Annotated in this window: 14 protein-coding genes and 3 pseudogenes; 1 reads left to right on the top strand and 16 read right to left on the bottom strand. The window is 61.4% G+C overall.

What is annotated here, in order from left to right; genetic code table 11:
- Window positions 1–134: 134 nt before the first annotated feature.
- From NKJ06_RS03170 to NKJ06_RS03140, 7 genes and pseudogenes are all read right to left on the bottom strand, one after another.
- Window positions 135–1799, bottom strand: coding sequence for a response regulator receiver domain (locus NKJ06_RS03170; RefSeq protein WP_352809066.1), 1665 nt, complete (start codon window positions 1797–1799; stop codon window positions 135–137).
- On the bottom strand, window positions 1796–4756 hold the full coding sequence (locus NKJ06_RS03165) for an ATP-binding protein (RefSeq protein ID WP_352794732.1): 2961 nt from the start codon (window positions 4754–4756) through the stop codon (window positions 1796–1798). Before NKJ06_RS03165 ends, NKJ06_RS03170 begins: the two co-directional genes overlap by 4 nt.
- 28 nt (window positions 4757–4784) lie before the next feature.
- The gene (locus NKJ06_RS03160; RefSeq protein ID WP_352794731.1) at window positions 4785–5864 is read right to left on the bottom strand and encodes a DNA cytosine methyltransferase; all 1080 of its coding nucleotides are present in this window, start codon (window positions 5862–5864) and stop codon (window positions 4785–4787) included.
- Between the two features lie 744 nt (window positions 5865–6608).
- A pseudogene (locus NKJ06_RS03155) lies at window positions 6609–7820 on the bottom strand (IS91 family transposase).
- 10 nt (window positions 7821–7830) lie between these two features.
- Window positions 7831–8740 (bottom strand): annotated as a pseudogene (locus NKJ06_RS03150) (tyrosine-type recombinase/integrase).
- A gap of 207 nt (window positions 8741–8947) precedes the next feature.
- A protein-coding gene (locus NKJ06_RS03145) for an IS5 family transposase (RefSeq protein ID WP_352809064.1) occupies window positions 8948–9708 on the bottom strand; the annotation gives its coding sequence in 2 pieces (ribosomal slippage) (window positions 8948–9375 and window positions 9375–9708; 762 coding nt in all).
- Between the two features lie 126 nt (window positions 9709–9834).
- Window positions 9835–10563 (bottom strand): ATP-binding protein, encoded by a 729-nt coding sequence (locus tag NKJ06_RS03140; RefSeq protein WP_352809062.1) that lies wholly within the window; start codon window positions 10561–10563, stop codon window positions 9835–9837.
- Between the two features lie 287 nt (window positions 10564–10850).
- On the opposite strand from NKJ06_RS03140, the pseudogene NKJ06_RS03135 reads away from it, so the two are divergent.
- Window positions 10851–10961, top strand: a pseudogene (locus tag NKJ06_RS03135) (MucR family transcriptional regulator); the annotation flags it as partial.
- Window positions 10962–11066: 105 nt separating this feature from the next.
- Here the strand turns inward: NKJ06_RS03135 and NKJ06_RS03130 are convergent.
- From NKJ06_RS03130 to NKJ06_RS03090, 9 genes are read right to left on the bottom strand one after another with little or no spacing between them, the layout of a single operon-like run.
- Entirely contained in the window at window positions 11067–11345 is a 279-nt protein-coding gene (locus tag NKJ06_RS03130) for a DUF2274 domain-containing protein (RefSeq protein ID WP_352794729.1), read from the bottom strand.
- 13 nt (window positions 11346–11358) lie between these two features.
- The gene (locus NKJ06_RS03125) at window positions 11359–12576 is read right to left on the bottom strand and encodes a TraB/TrbI/VirB10 family type IV secretion system protein (protein WP_352794728.1); all 1218 of its coding nucleotides are present in this window, start codon (window positions 12574–12576) and stop codon (window positions 11359–11361) included.
- A 10-nt stretch (window positions 12577–12586) separates the two neighbouring features.
- A complete protein-coding gene (gene trbG / locus NKJ06_RS03120) occupies window positions 12587–13615 on the bottom strand; it encodes a P-type conjugative transfer protein TrbG (RefSeq protein ID WP_352809060.1) in 1029 nt (342 codons plus the stop codon).
- Complete coding sequence (gene trbF / locus NKJ06_RS03115) at window positions 13605–14336, bottom strand: conjugal transfer protein TrbF (protein WP_023772758.1); 732 nt, start codon at window positions 14334–14336, stop codon at window positions 13605–13607. The genes trbG and trbF overlap by 11 nt, the downstream gene beginning before the upstream one ends.
- Window positions 14337–15659 (bottom strand): P-type conjugative transfer protein TrbL, encoded by a 1323-nt coding sequence (trbL, locus tag NKJ06_RS03110; protein WP_352794726.1) that lies wholly within the window; start codon window positions 15657–15659, stop codon window positions 14337–14339.
- A gap of 36 nt (window positions 15660–15695) precedes the next feature.
- Window positions 15696–16421, bottom strand: coding sequence for a P-type conjugative transfer protein TrbJ (gene trbJ / locus NKJ06_RS03105; protein ID WP_023669263.1), 726 nt, complete (start codon window positions 16419–16421; stop codon window positions 15696–15698).
- Window positions 16418–18868 (bottom strand): conjugal transfer protein TrbE, encoded by a 2451-nt coding sequence (gene trbE / locus NKJ06_RS03100; RefSeq protein WP_352809057.1) that lies wholly within the window; start codon window positions 18866–18868, stop codon window positions 16418–16420. Before trbE ends, trbJ begins: the two co-directional genes overlap by 4 nt.
- The gene (locus NKJ06_RS03095; protein WP_023735761.1) at window positions 18862–19134 is read right to left on the bottom strand and encodes a VirB3 family type IV secretion system protein; all 273 of its coding nucleotides are present in this window, start codon (window positions 19132–19134) and stop codon (window positions 18862–18864) included. The genes trbE and NKJ06_RS03095 overlap by 7 nt, the downstream gene beginning before the upstream one ends.
- Window positions 19134–19442: a TrbC/VirB2 family type IV secretion system protein gene (locus NKJ06_RS03090; RefSeq protein WP_352809054.1), complete on the bottom strand. Its 309-nt coding sequence runs from the start codon at window positions 19440–19442 to the stop codon at window positions 19134–19136. The genes NKJ06_RS03095 and NKJ06_RS03090 overlap by 1 nt, the downstream gene beginning before the upstream one ends.
- Window position 19443 lies beyond the last annotated feature (1 nt).

Below are 19443 nucleotides of genomic sequence, written 5' to 3'. Positions count from 1 at the left end.
TGCACCGGTCCCCAACTGGAGCCGGTGGCCATTGCGGAGTGCCCTGCCTGCCTGCTGACCCCTGTTTCGCACTAGCGCCGGCATTGATCAAGCAAATGCGTGGCCTTCTCACGTAGGACGCTCGATCGCCGCCGTCAGTCTTGTCGATCGGCCTTCAACCTGAGCCATTCCGCCTCGATGACGCCCACTCGCGCGAACGATGTGCCGATGTCCTGAGCGATACGCTGGGCATGAGCCGGTTTGAGCTGCGCGATCCACTGCGGGTCCCTACTCTTTCCGGTAAAAGCGAAATCCTTGCCGCCACCGGCGGTCACCATGCGCTGGTCACCGGCCTGAAAATCATCAAGCCATAGCTGATCACGTGGCTTCCCCAGGCTGAACAGTTCGACGAAGCCCTCTTTTGCCGGCAATTCGACCACGATGCCCTTGCCCTGACCTTTGCCGACACTAGGTCGAAGGTCCCAGAACGGGAACTGGTACCAAGCGCCGGGCTTCAGCCGGACACAGTCACAGAGCGGCATCAGACATATCGCATACCGTATCTCATCGGGCTTGCCTTCCACCGGCTTGGCGTACCGCACGATAGTCCCGAAATCGAGGTATCGATCCTTACCGTATTGGGTCCGAGAGGCGTAGAGGGCGGCCAATCGTTGCGCCGCGAAGGCTTTCCCAGGGTCGAGCTCGTCGTGGAGATCCTTCAGCTGCTTCGGGTTCAGCTCAATTTCCTTGCGAACGTCAACCGGCCCCTCCTTCAGAAGCTTAATAGGGTACTCACCCGGCTTGGTCGCCGCCTTGGCCTTGGTCACCCAGGCAGTTCTGATCGTCATGGCGTCGATCGCGTCCTCGGCAATCTTGGTAGCATCGGTCAGACTGATGCTGGTGTCGATCATGACAGCGAGCGCTTCCTCGGCCAGGAGCTCTGGAATCTGCTCGAAGGCATCGTCACCGGGATAGATGAGGCCACGGTGGGTGAGGAATGCGCCGTCCATATCCTTGCGGAACTTGTCCAGGATCTTCTTGGTATTGGTCCGGACGCTCGCCAGCCCGTGCAGGGCCATGGAGGGTAGGATACCCTCGTGCATACGCGCGAATTCGGTGATAATGCGGTCTGCTAGGTCGACTTCCTTCACCTCGGCCTTATTCTGATCAGCCGGGCGTCCGGTGGTCGACGGTTTGCCGAGAACGATGATGCGCGACGACCCGGCATTCAGGTCGAAAGGACCGTCAGTCTTGATGTCGAGCCCTTGCTGTTTGAGTGTGTCATACAGCTGAGAGGCGACATGTTGAAGGTTGGGGGTGGAGGTGTAGACGGCGCATAGTCTCACGTGATGCGGCACCGTAGTCTGAGCCGCCGTCATGAGGTGGCCAAGCAATTCGATGACCTTCTTGCCGGGCTCGCCGTGAAAATCCCAATCTAGGATCACAGCATCGGCGCGCTCGCATAGCTTAAAAATCTCCGATTCCGGGTCGGTATCGAAATTCCTCGACGGCTCGTAAAGGGCGCAGACCATACGCTGCCTGGCAAAGCTCTCCACCAACTGCTTCGGATGGTACAGGCCGCCCGCCGGATCGACTGTCTTGACCGCCTTCTCGTCATCCGCTGGCCGTGCCGCATGATCCGCCGGTTCGGAAGGCTGCATCACCTTGGCGTAAACCTGCATACGCCGGGGGCCGATATCGCCGACTTTGACGTCTTCTGTCGCCTCGCGCACGGGCACATATATCTCGTCATCAACGAACACCACGCTTTGCAAGTATTTGCGCGCGGCGGTCAGAGCGAATTCCTGTGCTGACGTCACTTACGGGCCTCGATGTTCTTAATGCTGATGGCGAAGGTGATGGCGTAGTCCGCCCGCGGCGGTTCGCTCAGAGCCAGGGACAACCCTTCGGCTTCGAGGGCTTTGGCGGAGATGAACAGGCCGAGACCCCGACCGCCGGTCTTGCGACTGAAACCCCGCTCGAAGATGCGCTGGCCGTCAACCGGCTCGATCGCTGGCCCGTTGTTCGAAATATAAATCCCATTCGCATCCGCATGGAGCTCGATCCGTCTGTCCGAGGATACCGAGTTCAACCAGTGGAGGGCGTTGTCGACTATGTTGATGACCGCCGGATACAGCGTCGAAGGGTAGCACTCGACAACGGCATCGACGAACGCGTCCGTGGGGATCAATTCTACCTTGTGGCGTTCGAGCCGGTTGGCGAATAGGTCGTTGCAGTAGTTCAGAATTTCGCGCCCGTCGATCCTTACCGCCGCTCGTTGCAAGCGGCGTTGCAACGGAGTGAACAAATTCAGATGTCCGTCGAGGTGCTCGAAATTGGATCTGATCGACTCGTAAAGCGGCCGCAAGCCGTCGCTTCGGCGTGAAATCTGGCCCAGTTCCTGAATGCTTCTCCGGACGCGTTTAATCGAGGCGGCGAATTCGTGGTTGATGATGGCGACGGCCAGGCCTAGCTGAACCATCTCGAAATCCTCGTCGGCCTGCTCTTCGAGCGCCAACATCCGCTCTTCCATTGCCTGCATGACCTGCGCCGGTTCCTCACCGTCGGAGGCCCGCAGGTTTTCGGCCAAGGAAGCCAGCATATCGCGCGCAGCCATCAATGCATCGCGATGGCGCCCTTCAATTTCCGTCAGTTGGTCTTCCCAACGGCGTCTCATTTCGTCGATGCGCTCGGGGTCCATACCCGCGAGATCAGTTCGATTGAGGTCCGCCTCGATGGCACGAACGGTTTCATCGAGGGCCAGGCGGGCTCGCTCGGTAATCGTCAAAACGGTCTGTCGTGTATCGGCCGCTGTGGCGTTGGCCTGACGGCTCGCTTCGGCCAGGTCTTTCTTGCGTTCGTTGGCGAGCGACTTGATTCGCTCCTCGAGCCGCTTGCGCTGGTCGACATAGACCCGTGCCTGTTCGGCTACCGCGCCGAGCGTTCTGGCGACCTGCTGCTCGAACGGAGCGAACACTTCGGCCTCAAGGCGTTGCCTCTCAAGGGCATAGCCATCCCAATCACGCTGCAGTTCCTTACCTAGAGCCACGCCGGCGGGTCGTTTCTTGGTGTATTTCTGCCTCAGCTCGGAGATCGACTTGATAGCTTCCTGCTCTGCGCGGATAAGCGCAGTTGCGGCTTTATCCTGATCGGGAAGTTTGGCAGCTGCGTCCATGCGCGATTGGGTCAGGTGCATTAGGTTCGCGACTTCCGACGTCGGCAGGCCTGAACGAAGGTCCTCCGAAAAGGCGTCCAGGGAGTTGGCGAAGTTCCGCCTCTTCGTTGCCGACCGTTTCTGCTGGCGCTCAAGGGCGGCGGAACGCTTACGGATTTCGCCTTGGGCCGTTTCGAATGCTTCGGCATTGGCACCCGATTTTCTGAAGAACTCGGCGGCCAAGTAGATCAGTAGGTTGATCAGGATGTCACGGATCTGCCGGTAGGCTTCATTCTGCTGGAACCCCTCACGTCCGGCCTTTTCTTGCAGTTCGTAGTTATCGGCGCGGGTCAGCTGAACCGCACCGAACATGCGCCTTGCCGAAAAGAAATAGTAGCCCGCGCCCTTGTTCCGGCGCTTCTCCGTATCGATCCAGTCGAACGAATAGTCGCCGTAAGGCAGAATTCTCACGCCGTCCCGATAGACGTAGAGACCGCCCATATGGTCCAGCTTGTCGTTGAGCGGATGATAAATCTCGGGTGGAAGCAAGGATTCCGTCGGTCGTCCCATGAGGTAGCCGAAATTGATTGCGAAGGGGCCGCACTTCGTCATCCGCCCGTTGGCGGCGCCCCATGGAATGACAAGATCATAATCCTTGTCGTAGACCCGCAGCATTCCCTTAAACTGGCCGAACGCATCGACCCTGCCGTCCAATAGGTGATCGGACAGTTCGAGAAGCTCGTGCCGAGAGAAAAAAGTTTTGGGGTCGAGAAGTTCTTCGCCTGCCGTGTCGCCTCCGCGCCAGCGCCGGAATGAAGTGGTCAGGCGAGGCGAGCTGTCTTCCGCGAACACCGCGTCGGAGAATCCGAGGAGTTGCTTGCGGAACCCGTAATCGTCCTCACGCTCTTCGTTGGCTAGATCCAGCTTGATGACGGGATTGCTCGGGGCAATCAGAAAATGTGTGCCGAGCCCGCCCGCATCCAATGTGAGATGGTCGTCCTCAGTCTCTTTTAGATAACTGTACACGCTGCCGAGATCTGGTTGGAAGCCCTCGATATCTGAGATGATCCGATCGACATCCGCATCTGGATGGTCAGCATGAATTCTACGCGCGCAGTCAATGAGTTGCCTGCGCATGCATTCGAGCACGTCTACACTCGGCAAGCCGCCGCCGACAACCGTTTCGACGGGCACCTCGATCTCCTCGAGGTTGAGGCCGGGAATCTCAAATAATCCCCAGTGCAAGAGGCCCGCAACCAGGTCATGCGTACCATCGGCACGTACGGCCCGGGTGAGGACGAGGGTCTGTTCGCCGAGCAAGGCGATGGCCAGTCGCCCGATGCCTTTCTCGCCGGTGATCGGTCTGGGCCACGCATCCGTTGGCCGATAGGGTGGGGTGCTCGCGATCGCCTTGCTCTCCGTCCCGAGGACCAACCACTTGTTGACGAAATCGGCCTCTGTCATTCCGATGCCGTTGTCGCGCACGATCAGGAAGCCTTCACCGTTCGCGCCGAAATCCTCGAAGAAATCGACGGCGATCCGTTCGGCGTAGGCGTCATGGGCATTCTTGAACAGTTCGACCAAAGCGTTTTGTACGCCGGCAATCTGTTGCCTGCCTAACATGTCGACCGCACGTGCGCGCGTCTGGATCCTAGCCATTGCGGACCGAAATCAGGTGCTCGCCGATGCGCTTCGCCAGCGCCGGTGGCACAGCGTTACCGATCTGGCGAGCCAAGCCATTGAGGTTCTTTGAATAGAACTTGTAGTCTCTCGGGAAGGTTTGAAGAACGGCGCCCTCCCTAACGGAAATGGCTCGATTTTGCTCGGGGTGACCGAAGCGGCCATTGGAGAGACTAATAAAGCGGGTGGTGATTGTAGGCGCAGGACGATCCCACGCCATCCGCCCGTAGACATCCTTGAAGATGTCGTCACGACCACGATAGGCGTCGATCTGCAGCTCAGGATCCTTGGACCAGGCCGATCTGTCGCCTCCAGACGATGGCGTCATGGCAATCCGTCTGACATTTAATTCCGAGAGCGCAGCAGAGCTGTGGTTGAAGATTGTGCTATCGCGGTGCCCAGGCCCGATCGGTGGGAAGCCTTTGTCCGCGCCGATGAAGTCCGCTACCGTCAGCGAGGTGGTTGCATCGACCGAAGTTAACGGCGCGACCTCGGAGAAGCGTGACGCGATCAGCAGGTATCTCATCCTATTTTGAGGGACACCGAAGTGGGCTGCATTTACTATCCCGTCCTGCATACGGTAGTCGAGGTTGGTTAGGAATTCGATGAAGCCATGCAGAATGCGATTGTCCTTGCGGCGATAGAGGCCGGGGACATTTTCAACTATCACGAAGGCAGGTCGAAAGTGCCTAATGAATCGTTGGAATTGACCTAACAGGAATGCCGTCTGAACCGACTTTGTCCTATCGGTTGGGATCTTTGACCAGAACTGGCAGGGACTACAGCCGCTGAACACGAGATCTGGATCGTCCCGTTCTAGGCCCAACCGGCGACCGAGTTCGGGCGCGGTCAGTGTCGTGATGTCGTGGCGGATATACTTGGCGCCAGGGACATTCGCTTCATAGGTACGCTTACAATCGACGGCGTTGTCGACACCACCAAGCACTCGGATGCCGGCCTGCGAGAGACCGAATGACATACCGCCCGCACCACAAAAGAAATCCACCGCCCTAAGCCCATCACGGGCGGAGACTGAATCAGTATCTGACATATTCGACCGACAACTCAAAAATCATCAAGGGCCAAGGACATGGCTCGGGATCTTGGTAACAGAACAGAGTGAATTTTGCCCTACCTCCCGCGTCAGCGGATGCGCAATCCGCAAAGAACACATCTAATGTATTCACCCCACCCCCGATATCGTGGCCTGTTTCGAGAATCGATTGGCCGAGCAAACCGCTGTCGCAACGACAATAGATCGTAAAAATCCGCCAACCGGAAGATCGAGTGGCGAGATTAGTCGGCGCGGACCGATGTCCGCCGGCCGCACGAAAAAGCAAACGCTACTAAATTCCTGCACCGTCTTTTTCCTCATGGGGCGCAAAGCTGACCTCAGCCAGGCCAGCAGAATGTCCGCTTCCAGGCGAAGGTAAAATTTGTCTCTATGACCGACATTGTGTAGGGTTACGGATGCCGGCCAACAACGTGTTGGCTTGGCGCGAGGGCCGGCGTCCGAAAGCCTCCAGGGAAAGAACCCGCGGGATGGAGGCTCGGTTTCGGCGCTATGGGGATTTGACGGTTTCGCTTGGTCCGCGGTGGGTGCACTGATGCGCCTGACAGGTGGGACTGCTCAGGTTGACGGGCGCGCGCGGCCGGCCGAGGCGACGCATGATGCGGTGTGGCGGTTGAAGAGCGGGCGATTTCGGTGCGGTTGGGCGGCGGCGCGCGAAGCCGTCCATCCGGGGACGATAAGGTCCCTCGGCAGAGATGATGCGCGGTGATGAGCGGGGCCCGGTCATGATGCTCGGGCTTCGCTTGTCGAGCTGCCGGACGGGGGTGCTCTGGCATCGCTGCCGCGCTCGAAGGTTTCGATGATGATCATGCGACCGCCGCAGCACGGACATGGCGGCCGCCAGTCGGTTGGGGCGGTCGCATCGGCGCTATTGGATCGCCGCATTCGTCCTTGGGCTGGGGTGCGGCGAGCAGTTCGCGAGCGCGCGCGATGTTGGCCTTGCGGTTGGCGCTGGCAAGCAGCCCATAGTGGCGGATGCGGTGGAAGCCCTTGGGCAGGACATGGAGCAGGAAGCGGCGCATGAACTCGGCCGGCTCGAGCGTCATGGTCCGGTAGCGCTCCTCCCCGTTGCGACGGTAGTCCTTGACGCGGAACGTCACGCCGGCCTCGTCGAGCGCGATCAGCCGGCTGTTGGAGATGGCGACGCGGTGGGTATAGCGCGACAGGTATGCCAGCACGGCCTCGGGTCCGGCGAAGGGTGGCTTGGCGTAGACGAACCAGTTCTTCCGTCTGAGCGGTGCCAGGAAGGCAGCAAAAGCGCGGTGGTCGCAAAGGCCAGCATTGTCGCCGAAGAACCTCAGCCGGCCGGCGGCATGGGCATCAGTAAGCTTCGCCAGCAAGAGCCGCCGGAACAGTTTTGAGAGCACGCGCACGGGCAGGAGGAAGCCGGGCCGGCAGGACACCCAACGCTCACCTTCGAGCGAGATGCCGCCGCCGGGCACGATCATATGGACATGCGGATGATGGGTCATCGCCGAGCCCCAGCTATGCAGCACGGCGGTGATGCCGATGCGGGCGCCGAGATGTTTTGGATCGGCCGCGATGGTGAGCATCGCTTCCGAGGCGGCGCGAAACAACAGGTCGTGGATCACCGCCTTGTTGCGATAGGCGATATCGGCGATCTCGGCCGGCAGGGTGAAGACGACGTGGAAGTAGCCGACGGGCAGCAGCTCGGCCTCGCGCGCGGCAAGCCATTCCCTGGCCGCCGCGCCCTGGCATTTGGGGCAATGTCTGTCGCGACAACTATTAACGGCGATCCGTCTGTGGCCGCAGTCCTCGCAGGCCTCGACATGACCGCCTGGGCTGCGGTGCGGCAGGTCTCGATCGCCGACATCACCTTCAGCTGGCCGAGGCTCAAGTGGCCGGCCTGGGCTGCGCGCCAGGCGCGCCGTGGCGATGGAAGATGTCGGCGACCTCCAGGGACGGGCGGCGCACCGCCGCCGCGTCAGCCGTCCGGTCTCGTCTCCTCGTCTGTCTCTGCCTGCAGCGTGATCCGGTCGAGCGGGCTTATCACGGTGTGGATCGTCTTGGTGGCCACGTGCGCATAGAGCGCGGTGGTATTGAGCCGGGCATGTCCGAGCAGGACCTGGATGACGCGGATGTCGACGTCCTGCTCCAGCAGATGTGTGGCAAAGGAATGTCTCAGCGTGTGCGGCGTCACCCGCTTCTTGATCTCGGCGGCCTCGGGTGCCGCATGAACGGCGCGGTTCATCTGCCGCGTGGAGAGCGGCGGATCGGGTTGCGGCCCGGAAACAGCCAGCCCCGCGGCAGCATCACGCCGCGGCGTTTGCCCTCGCGCCACCAGGTGCGCAGCAGGCCGAGCAGTTGCGGCGACAGCATGGCGTGGCGGTCCTTGCCCCCTTGCCCTGCTCGACGCGGATCAGCATGCGCGTCGAGTCGATATCGGTCACCTTGAGCGCCACGATCTCCGAGACCCGCAACCCGGCGCCGTAGGCGGTGCCGAGGGCGGCCTTGTACTTCGGACCCGGTGCGGCTTCGAGCAGCCGCGCCACCTCCTCGACGCTCAGCACCAGCGGCAGCTTGCGCGGCTCGTGGATGATCGTGAGACGGCGGGAAAGATCGGGCCGGTCGAGCGTCACGGTGAAGAAGAAGCGCAGCGCCGAGACCGAGCTGTTGATGCCGGGCGGCCGCATGCCGGCTTGCGTCTGGTGCAGTTGGAAACGGCGAAGATCCTCAGTCGTTGCCGTGTCGGGCGAGCGCCCGATGAAGGCTGCAAACGCCTTCACGCAACGGATATAGTCACGGCGCGTATCCTCGGTGAGGCCGCGCATGGACATGTCTTCGATCATGCGCTCGCGAAGCGCGCTGCTGGATGGATGCGTAGGGACGGTCATCGGATGCTCCTCTCAAGCTGAAGGTTGACACTTCATGCTCGGAGGCCGATGGCCGTCCGTCACCCCTGATCGATCAAAGCCTCACCGACGCTGCCGACGAAGCACACACCCCAAAGCCCGCGCCCCTCCCGCGAGCGGGTTCGTTCTCTGGCGCAAAGCGGACGCGAAGGCCGGCGCTTGGAATGTCGATTAGACTAGGCTCAGGACTCATTGATTGAGCCAAAAAATGACGGTGGCTGCGATGCAGATGGCAGACATGAAGGTGTGTGCACAGCGGTCATAGCGGGTGTGGATGCGCCTCCAATCCTTGAGCCTGCCGAACATGTTCTCAATCTTGTGGCGCTGGCGATAGAGTGCGACGTCGTGCGGGATCGGCACCTTTCGGTTGACCTTTGACGGGATGCAGGCGGTGATCTTGCGCTCTGAGAGAGCGGTGCGGAACCAGTCGGCGTCATACCCCCTGTCTGCGAGCAATGCCTTGGCCCTGGGCAAAGCGTCGATCATGAGGGCCGCGCCTTTGTAGTCGCTCATCTGCCCCTCGCTTAGCAGCATCACCAGCGGTCTGCCTTTGCCGTCGCAGACGGCATGTAGCTTCGAGTTCAGGCCGCCTTTGGTACGTCCGATACGTCGGGGAACAGCCCCTTTTTGAGCAGACTTGCTGCCGTCCGGTGGGCTTTCAGGTGGGTCGCATCGATCATCAGATGGTCTGGCTTCCCACCCTTCGCCGCAAGCGCCGCGAAAATCTTGTTGAAAACGCCCAGCCTGCTCCAGCGAATGAAGCGATTGTAGATCGTTTTTGGTGGGCCGTACGCCGCAGGCGCGTCGCGCCACCGCAAGCCGTTCCTGATCACGAAGATGATCCCACTGATGATCCGACGATCATCGACACGAGGTACCCCGTGGGACAGCGGAAAATATGGCTCGATGCGGCGCATCTGCGCTTCCGACAGCCAGATCAAATCACCCATGACAGCGTCTCCTTACGCCGCCAATGAATCAACCGATCGATATCCCCGCAAGCGATTTAATAGGTCCTGAGCCTAGCTAAGGTAAAACATCGAACGGCACGGTATGTCAGCAACGCAAGTATAATCTCATCCGAGATTATGAATCGCTACGCCAGGCACAACAGTCTTGGCGATCTCGCACAGGTGCTGATGATGCGTGAGGTAGATTACCTGACCGGCACTCGCCATCTCTCCAAACAACCGGAAAACCTCCTCTGACCGGAAATGGTCGAAGGTTTCCATGATGTCGTCGGCAATGAAGGGCACGGAGGGCCGAAACTGTGCGAACTCGTAATATCCTGCAAGCCGCAGGGCCAGATAAAGCTGAAAACGCGCGCCCTTCGACAGCCCGTCCGCGACCTTGGACTGCCCGTCGCGCTGTAATGCGATGAGCACTTCGCCACCCTTGACCGGTTGGGTTGTCGGGCCTGAGTACTGGCCACGCGTCATAAGCGCGAAAGCGTCGGATGCCCGCGCCATCATTCCGGATCGATGGCGCTCCCGATAGACGCGCAGAGCGTTCCCGGCGGCCATGACGCCCAATTTCAGCTCGATGTAGCGGATGGCCTTTTCTTGGATCTCCAGAAGGACTGTGCGTCGTTCGGCATCTATGCGGGCAACAGCGCTGTCGCCGCCGATATCGTCCAGCTTGTCGGCCGCTCGCGTCTGCCGAATGAGTTGTTGCTGTATCGCTTCGACAAGATCCCGAAGCCGTTGCTCGCCTTCAGCCTTCTCGATGGCCAGGCTATTCAGATCGAGAACATCCAATATCGAACGCGCCTGCTCGAACCCTTCCACCGCGAGCTCGGCCGACACCTGTTCCTCGAGTTCGGCGACCGTAGCGCGCAGACGATCCCTGTCGCGCAGGAGTTCGTCTCGTTGCACGACTTCGGATAAGGTGGATACGCCAAAGACGCTCAGGACCTCGTTCTTGCTGCGCTCATGGCCGAAATTTCAGCATCGAGGATCTCGCGACTATCCTGCAATCGCTTCAGGTCGTTGGCGAGGTTTGCTTTCGCCTCGCGCGTACGATCGGCACGCTCCAGGCGCTCGGCAAGCCGGATTGGCCTGCTGCCGGTTTCGTGGACACCGAGATAAGGTGCCTGGCGAAGGACTATCCCATGGTCGCTCCGAACTATTCGGCCGCCCGATCAGCGCTGGCAAAATCGTTAGGTTTGGGAAGGAAGGCTGCTCCGGCCAAGAAACCTTCCTAAAGCGTAAAGCGAAAGCCTGATCTCAAATTGTGCGAAACGCTCGCTGGGACCGGCGGCAACGCGGTCAGGATCAAGAACCTAGCTGCTCCAAAACGACACCAAGCGCTAACCTTTGTCCAGTGTGGAAGATGATTGCCTTCCTGGTTTCTCAGACGCGCCGGCGCCCGGCAGACCTTCCTTTCTGGCCTTGGCAAACGCCCGGTCGCCTTCCAGGAACCCGACCAGCATAAAGGGGATCAGTTCCGCCACCGTTTCGGACTCGCCATAGGTCTCACGGTAAAGTGCGGCATAGTCGTTGAGTGCTTGGCTCAAGTCGGCGGCAACGGTGATGGTGATCTTCGAAGGTGTCCGGTCCGGAAGTTTTCCGAGTTTCAGGTTAGCCATGAAGTCCTCCTGTTCACCCCGTGTATGGCCGCAACACGAGGTCCTTGTGCACGATGACGCGCAACGGCCAACCAGGGCGGACGGTGATCGTGGGTTGGACGTTCAGGTTCTTTTCAGTGATCCGTTGGCCGGCTTGACTGACGTTCTGCTGGGTGGATTCACGAATCGCCTTGACCAAGTCGCTTTCGTTTTCCCCAAAGGTCAACTCGGTACCAACCCCCAGCAATGTGGCCACGGCGATGCCCTTGATCAGCTGCCAAGTATGGAAATCCACCTTGTCCTCGAGCCCGGCATAGCCGGCCGCGTCGGTCACGGGCAGATTGTCGATTTCGATCGATGAGCCGTCCGGCATCACAATGCGTTGCCACACCAACAGAGCGCGCCTTTGGCCAAAGGCTACAACGCTATCGTAGGTGCCGATCAGCCGTGAGCCCTGCGGGATGAGCAGGATGCTGCCGGTGACGCTGTCGCGCACATTCTCGGTAACCTGCGCGACGACGAGGCCGGGCAAGTCGGAATTGATGCCGGTGATCAGGCTTGCCGCAATCACGCTGCCGGCCATGATCTGATAGGGCGAGGCCGGCGTCTGCCGCGCATGCGGATTGTAGATCCCGCTGGTGTTCCGTTGATCGATAAAATCGAGCTTGCGCTGTTGGTTGTTCTGGTCGCCCTCGGCCGGGGCGACGGAAGCTCGCGTGCCTTCGGTATCTGGCTGCTGAGGCGCCGTCTCGAAAGGTGAACGTCCGCCCCGCCCATTGCCAAAAGCTTCCGTCTGCTGGGGCCGGTTTTCGATGCGGAAGAGGACTTGCGACTCGCGCGCTTCAATGGCTTGTTGTGCAAGCCGCTGCGCCTCGGCGGAAACGTCTTGCCCGGGCGCGATGCCAAGCTGGCGCTGGTGCTCGAGAATAGGACGGCCGAGATCCCCGGGCAGCGGCGGTCCAAGCACCGGAGCCTTTGGCTTAATCCCGGAATAGTCCTTGGGCAGCGATTCAAGTCCCTCGGCGGTCGGCTTGCGGTCGGTGCTGTAAAGCTCTTCGGCCTGCTGCTTCAGGCGCAACGCAGGCCCCTGCAGCGCCATCATCGTGACGCCAAAAACGGCGCCGGAACCAACAGCAGCGATCGCGACGATTATGCCGCGCCTGAACCGCACCGCTCGGCGGGGCGAGGCTCGCAGCTGCAGCTGTTCGGGATTGAGCTTCGGCGGAGCATTCGGATGGGAAGTATCGGTCATGAGCCTCCCCTCACCTGCCAAAACGCGAAAACAGCGAAACCCGCCGCGGAGGTTGCCGACCGTCGGTTCTCGTAATGCGCACCACCTGCTGCTGTTTGGTGCCCAGCCTTAGCTCGGCCGCAGCAAAGAGGCGATCGACGATGTAGTAGTTGCCGTGCATCCGATAGTTGACGAGCTGGTTGTCCCCGTCAGCACCGACGATGAAGAGCGGTGGCGCCTCGCCCTGATCGATGCGCTTCGGGAACTCTATGTAGACCTTGCTGCCATCATCGAAGGCGCGGGTCGGTCTCCACGGCGGCGTGTCGCCGGTGATCGAATAGCGGAAGCGGATGTTTTCGAGTGCTACGTTCGAGGCCGCGGGCATTTCAGCCTCGGCCTGAGCGTTGCGCCGCCGAAGCGCCACGAGTTGGTCTTCGCTGTAAATCCAGGAGAGCGCCGCCATGGCAGTTTTCTCAGTGCTTTGAAGCTGCAGGTGATAGGATCGCCTGTCCGTCGTGATGACCAGATTGGTGGCAAGCCCCGGCGCGAATGGCTTCACCAGCACATGAGTGCGCTGGTCATCGCCTGAGCCACTAACGGTGTCACCGATCACCCAACGGACCGTATCGCCGGCTGAGACCGAGGTCAGCTTCTCGCCCCGCTGCAATGAGATATCGGTGACGCGCTCCGGCGCGGCGTAGAGCTGGTAGAGCGCGCCGTCGGCAAAGGGGTAAACCTGCACCGCATTGACATAGCCAAACTTGGTGGGTTGTTGCGTCGCCGCCTTGTTGGCATCGGCGACCTGTTCTTCCGGCGAGCGCTTATCTGGGGCGGGCTTGCCGGGTGCGGGCATCAACTGACCAGGCAACGGTAACGGTTTCGGCACTTCCACGACCTTGACCGGCTTCTCCGGCGCCTTCTCGATCGCGGCTGGTTTGAAGTCCTCGTGGTCATAGGAAATCTGAGGCGGCGGCACTGGCTTCGAGGCACAGGCCGAAAGAACCGCAGCAGACGCCGACAGGATCAAGGCAGCACGAAGCAATGGGGGTCTATTTGTCATTGGCGGGCTCCTTAGGGGAAAGGGGGGTTGGCGCGGCGCTGTCGAGCTCGCGCGACCAGTCGATGGCGTTGATGAAGACGCCGAGCGGGTTCTTGCGCAGCTGCTCGGTTGTCCTAGGCGGGCGGATGAGGATGGTGAGAATCCCAATCCAGCGCGTCGTGCTGGCGAGGCTGCCGCGCTCGAACACCTGCTCGGTCCATTTGACCTGGAACGAGCTGTCGGAAGCCCTGACCACGCTGGTCACCTGCACTGATACGCTGCGCGTGCCGATTTGGCCGAAAGGGTCGTTCGCCTTGGCATATTCGTTGAGGAAGAGCGCCGCTCGGTCGGTGGCAAAGTCGTAGGCCGACAGCCAATTCTGCCGCACCAGAACCGCATCGGTGGAAACCGAACGAACATTCTGGATGAAGCGGCTGAGATGCCAGGCGATCTGGGCATCGTCGGGCTGGTAGTTTTGGACTGCCGGCGCGACCGCGTGCGCCTCGCCAAAGCGGTCGACCTCGACGACATAAGGCACGACGCGGCCCTGCATCGACTGCCACAGAAGCCCACCGGAAAGCCCCGTCGTCAGAGCCAGGCAGCCAAAGGCCATGAAGCGCCAGTTCTTGGCCTGCACGCGCGCCGCGCCGATGCGCTCATCCCAGAGTTGGCTGGCCTTCTGGTAGGGTGTTACGGGTTCGGGCGTCTTTCCATAGCGCTGAACGGGTCGCTTGAAGAGCATCTAGTCTTCCTTGTCATTGAGGGAGGGATTGGCGCCGCTTCCGCCCCGATCTCCATCGCGCACCGCCTGCGTGGCAGCATTGCGATGGGCGCGTGCGGTCTGTTCGGAACGCAGACGCCTTGCCCAGGCAGGCGCGGCCGCGGGAGCTATAACTGGAGAGCTTCCGCTCATCGAGCTGGTCGGCATGCCGCCGGTCGCGGTCCAGCCGGCATCGCGACCGGCGTCGGCACTACGGCGGAATGGTTCTGCTGCGGATCGCATTCCCCGCATCGCGGCGCCGCTAGCGGCACTCGCAACCCCCTGCAGCCCAGCAGCTACCCCGGACAGCCCGGACTCGGGCGATGTCGCGCGCCCCGTCTGCCAAGCGACGGTGGCAGCGGACCCCACGGCGGCGCCGGCACGGACTGCGGCGAGGCCGCCGCCTGTTGCCATGCGCGCGCCGGCAAACGCAGCGCCTCCGGAAACGAGCGTTGATCCAGCTGCGGCCGCCGTTGTTCCAAGTGCCGCGCCGGCGCCAAGCTGCGGCGCGCCGGAAACAATGCCCGAGGCAATCCCGGGGCCGAAAATGCCGAGCCCAAGCAGCGCCAGCGCACCCAGCACCTGAGACATGGCCGCCGCCAGGTCCGGCTCCTGGCCCTGCAGGGCGGAAGCGAACTCGCCAAAGAGCGTGGAGCCGATGCCGACGATGACGGCAAGCACCATCACCTTGATGCCCGACGAAATCACATTGCCGAGCACGCGCTCGGCCAGAAACGCCGAGCGGTTCCAGAGCGCGAAGGGCACCAGGACGAAGCCGGCCAGCGTGGTGAGCTTGAACTCGAGGATGGTGATGAAGAGCTGGATGGAAAGAATGAAGAATGCGATGAGGACCAGGAACCAGGCCAGAAGCAGCACGAAGATGGTGAGCGCGTTACCGAAGATCTCGGGGAAGCCTACAAGCTGGCTCGCTTGATTGAGGAGCGGCCAGGCGCCCTCGAAGCCGGCCGCGGCAATGCGGCCTGGCCGCAGGAGACTGTCGGCGGACAGGTTGCCGGCCGATGCGTTGATGCCGAGACCGGCAAAGGAGCGGTAAATTATGTCGGCGAGGTTCTTGAAATTGTTCAGGACGAAGGCGAAGGCGCCGACATAGAGCACTTTGCGAACAAGCCGGCCAAGTATGTTGGGCTCGCCGCCGAACGCCCAGACCAAGCCCGCGAGCGTGATGTCAATGCCGATCAGAATGGTGCTGAGAAAGGCGACGTCGCCCGAAAGCAGACCGAACCCACTGTCAATGTAGCGGGTAAAGGTCTCCATGAAGCGATCGATGACTCCGAGGTCGTTCATGTCGCCGCCTTCCTCGTTGTCTTGAAGAACTGCCGCTCAGTTGCCGGGATAAGCCGTGCCGGTGCCCAGGAAACGCTTCGTCGTCTCGCGAGCGGCTTCCTCAGACTGCGCCTTGCGCGCCGCATCCTCGGCCTCGGCCCGGAACTGGGTCGCAAGCAGCGTCTGGATCTGCATCTGCTGCTTGGTCGAAAGCGCGATCAGCTGATTGGTAGCCTGGCTTGCCTCGAGGGCACCTGCCGCGCCCTGACTGCGATTGACGAGATCGGTAAGCAGGTCGCCATCGGCCTGCACGTTCTCGACGATCTGCGACTGCGCGCTCATGGTCTGGCGGAACGCCTGCATGGCGCTCTGCCAGCGCTCGCGCGCGGCGCTCGCCACATCGCTGACCTTGATGGTGGCGTCGTAGCTTTCCGGATATTGCTGGCGCCACTGGTCCTGCAGCTTGTCGAGATCGAAGCTCAGGCCGCTCGCCTGGGTCATCAGCCCGTCAATCCGTTGGAGCGAGCCGGTAAGCTGGCCCACGGAAGAGAAATCCAGGCGCTGAAGGTTGCGCGCCATGTTCTGCAGCATGGTCGCCTGGTTCTGAAGCGACTGGATTTGGTTGTTGATCTGCTCCAATGCGCGTGCTGCCGACAGCACATTCTGCGTATAGTTGGACGGGTCAAACACGATTAGCGCATAGGCCGGCTGGACGTAGTCAGCCATCGGTTTGGCGATCAGGGAAACGGTGACCAGGCTAGTAAAAAGGCGGCGTCCGATCATGACGATTGCTCCTTGTTAGGTTGGGGAAATTGCTGGAGAAGCTCGGCAGCCCAATCCAGGTCGCGCGCACTGAAGAAACGGGCGGCAAAGCTGCCCTGCCCTTCTTCGGAAAGAATATTGTCGATCAGGTTCTGGGCGGCCGGGTCGGAGGCGCCGCAAAGCGCAAGAGCGATCGGGCCTAGCCCGAGCTCGAAGAGGCGATTGCCGCGGCGCGACTGCAGATAGTAGTGGCGCTTCGGCGTGGCGCGGGCGACCAATTCGATCTGTCGCTCATTAAGACCGAAGCGCTCATAGGCTGCCCGTGCCTGCGGCTCCACCGCACGATCATTGGGGAGAAAAATGCGCTGCGGGCAGCTCTCGACGATTGCGGGTGCGATAGAAGAGCCGGCGATGTCGGCAAGCGACTGCGTCGCGAAGATGACGGAGACGTTTTTCTTACGCAGCACCTTAAGCCATTCGCGGATGCGGGCGGCAAAGAGCGGGTTGTCGAGATAGACCCAGGCCTCGTCGAGCATGAGCAGCGTCGGCCGCCCGTCAAACCGGTCCTCAAGACGATGGAACAGATAGGTAAGCACAGGCAGCACAGCGCCTTGGCTGTGCATCAGCTCCTGGGTTTCGAAACACTGCACATCCGAGATGGCCAGCCGGTCGTCATCGGCATCGAGCAGGCGGCCGAATGGACCGTCGAGCGTGTAGGGCATCAACGCCGATTTGAGCGCATTGGACTGAAGCAGGACCGACAGGCCAGTCAGCGTGCGTTCCTGCGCCGGCGCGGTGGCGAGGCTGGTGAGCGCCGACCAGATTGCCTCCTTCACCTCCGGGGTGACGGTGACATTCTCGTGGGCAATGAGGCCGGCGATCCATTCGGCCGCCCAGCTCTGTGTGGCCGGGTCGTCGATGTGGCGCAGCGGCTGGAAAGCAAGCCCACCATTCGCACCCAACGCATGGTGGTCGCCGCCCATGGCAAGCGCGGCGGCGCGGGCCGAATTGCCTTTGTCGAAGACATAGATTTGCGCGCCAACGTAGCGCCGGAACTGCAAAGCGATCAGGGCAAGCAGAACCGACTTGCCGGCACCGGTCGGCCCGACAATCAGCATGTGGCCGACATCGCCGATATGGGTCGAAAGCCGAAACGGCGTCGAGCCGCTGGTTTCGGCGAAAAGAAGCGGCGGAGCGTAATCGCCGGTGACCTCGGCAAGGTGCTCGTTCTCCGCTGGACCTGCCCACACGGACGACAGCGGCATGAGATGGGCAAGGTTAAGCGTGTGAACGAGCGGCTGGCGAACGTTGGCGTAGACATGACCCGGCAATGAACCAAGCCACGCTTCGACGGCATTGATGCTTTCGCGAATGGTGGTGAAGCCGAGCCCGTTGACGATCCGCTCGACGGCGCGAAGCTTTTCCGCGGCGGCTTTACGGTTCTGATCCCACACCGTCACCGTTGTGGTGAGATAGCCGAAGCCGACATGATCGCCGCCCAATGCCTGCAGTGCTGCATCGGCATCGAGCGCCTTGTTGTCGGCGTCGCTGTCGACGAGAGGCACCGGTTCGTTGGTCACCACCTCGCGCAGAATAGCCGCGATCGATTTGCGCTTGGCAAACCACTGCCGGCGGAGCCGAGTCAGCGTCTTCGTGGCTTCCGCCTTGTCGAGTGGAATGAAGCGCGTCACCCAGCGATAGGCGAAATCCTGGTTATTGAGCGCATCAAGGATTCCTGGCCGGGTGACGTTCGGAAAGCCGAGAACTGTCAGCGTGCGCAGATGCTGTTCGCCCAGCATCGGCTCTAGGCCGCCGGTCAGCGGCGCGTCAACCAGGACGCCGTCGAGATACATTGGCGTTTCAGGCACGGCAACGGGATGACGGCGGGTCGAGATCGTGCCGTGCAGGTACGTCAGGGTCTCGGCATCGTCGAGCGCGCGCACCTCGGGCACGAAGCCCGAAAGAAGATCGAGAACGCGGTCAGTCTCGTCTCGGAACCGGGCAAGCTCCTGGCGCCAGTCTCTTTCCCCTCCCAAGTGATGCGAGTCGACGAGAGCACTTTCCGCGCGCGCTTGGCCATCGGGCCCTGGCATGAAGACCAAGGTCAGATGATAGATGCTCTCGAAATGCGCGACCTTGCCCTCGAAGGCCGCGCGCCGTTCCTCATCGATCAGCCATGAGGCAGCATCGGGAAGGGCCGAGCTCGGATAGCCCAGCGCTTCGATGCGCTCGGCCTCGAAGAACAGCGCCCAGCCAGAGCCGAGCCTTCTCAGCGCATTGTTTGCCCGCGCGCATATGCCGATAAGTTCGGCCTCCGTCGCGCTTTCAAGGTCGGGGCCACGAAACCGCAATGTCCGTTGGAAGCTGCCATCCTTGTTGAGCACGATGCCGGGCGCGACGAGTGCTGCCCAGGGCAGATGGTCGGCAAGCCGGTCGGCTTTGCCGCGGTATTCGGAAAGCTTCAGCATGCAAGCCAGCCCTTCTGACGAAGATGACGGACAAGTACGCTGGCAAAGTCCGGGTCGCGCCGTGCGGCAAAGACCGCGAGCGTGTGGCCGGCGATCCAGAGCACTAGACCGCCAATCCACTGCTGCAGGCCAAGGCCGATTGCGGCGGCCGCGGTGCCGTTAAGGATCGCCACCGCCCGCGGCGCGCCACCGAGCAGGATCGGCTCAGTCAGCGCCCGGTGGACGGGCACCTCGAAGCCTTGGATATGCTTCTCTCCCATGGCCATCAGACGAGCGCCCCGCCACCAAAGGAGAAGAAGGAGAGAAAGAAGCTCGAGGCCGCGAAGGCAATCGACAGGCCAAAGACGATCTGGATCAGCCGGCGGAAACCGCCGGCCGTGTCGCCGAACGCAAGGGTAAGGCCAGTGGTTATGATGATGATCACGGCAACGATCTTGGCCACCGGCCCCTGCACCGATTCCAGGATCTGCTGAAGCGGCTGTTCCCAGGGCATGCCGGAGCCGGCAGCGTGAGCCTGGGCCGTGAGAAGAAGCGCGACGGCGGCGGACGAAAGAAAGCAAGTTTTCTTGCGCATG

It is taken from the genome of Mesorhizobium sp. M0293 (genome assembly GCF_040321735.1).
Lineage (GTDB): Bacteria > Pseudomonadota > Alphaproteobacteria > Rhizobiales > Rhizobiaceae > Mesorhizobium.
The sequence above is the reverse complement of the archived record's forward strand: the minus strand, read 5'-3'. Positions and strand labels throughout refer to the sequence as shown.

Bases quoted from the DNA above. Each gene is read 5' to 3' on its own strand.
- NKJ06_RS03165 (WP_352794732.1), bottom strand. From the start codon at position 4,756: ATGTTAGGCAGGCAACAGATTGCCGGCGTACAAAACGCTTTGGTCGAA.
- NKJ06_RS03160 (WP_352794731.1), bottom strand. From the start codon at position 5,864: ATGTCAGATACTGATTCAGTCTCCGCCCGTGATGGGCTTAGGGCGGTG.
- NKJ06_RS03130 (WP_352794729.1), bottom strand. From the start codon at position 11,345: ATGGCTAACCTGAAACTCGGAAAACTTCCGGACCGGACACCTTCGAAG.
- NKJ06_RS03125 (WP_352794728.1), bottom strand. From the start codon at position 12,576: ATGACCGATACTTCCCATCCGAATGCTCCGCCGAAGCTCAATCCCGAA.
- trbG (WP_352809060.1), bottom strand. From the start codon at position 13,615: ATGACAAATAGACCCCCATTGCTTCGTGCTGCCTTGATCCTGTCGGCG.
- trbF (WP_023772758.1), bottom strand. From the start codon at position 14,336: ATGCTCTTCAAGCGACCCGTTCAGCGCTATGGAAAGACGCCCGAACCC.
- trbL (WP_352794726.1), bottom strand. From the start codon at position 15,659: ATGAACGACCTCGGAGTCATCGATCGCTTCATGGAGACCTTTACCCGC.
- trbJ (WP_023669263.1), bottom strand. From the start codon at position 16,421: ATGATCGGACGCCGCCTTTTTACTAGCCTGGTCACCGTTTCCCTGATC.
- trbE (WP_352809057.1), bottom strand. From the start codon at position 18,868: ATGCTGAAGCTTTCCGAATACCGCGGCAAAGCCGACCGGCTTGCCGAC.
- NKJ06_RS03095 (WP_023735761.1), bottom strand. From the start codon at position 19,134: ATGGCCATGGGAGAGAAGCATATCCAAGGCTTCGAGGTGCCCGTCCAC.
- NKJ06_RS03090 (WP_352809054.1), bottom strand. From the start codon at position 19,442: ATGCGCAAGAAAACTTGCTTTCTTTCGTCCGCCGCCGTCGCGCTTCTT.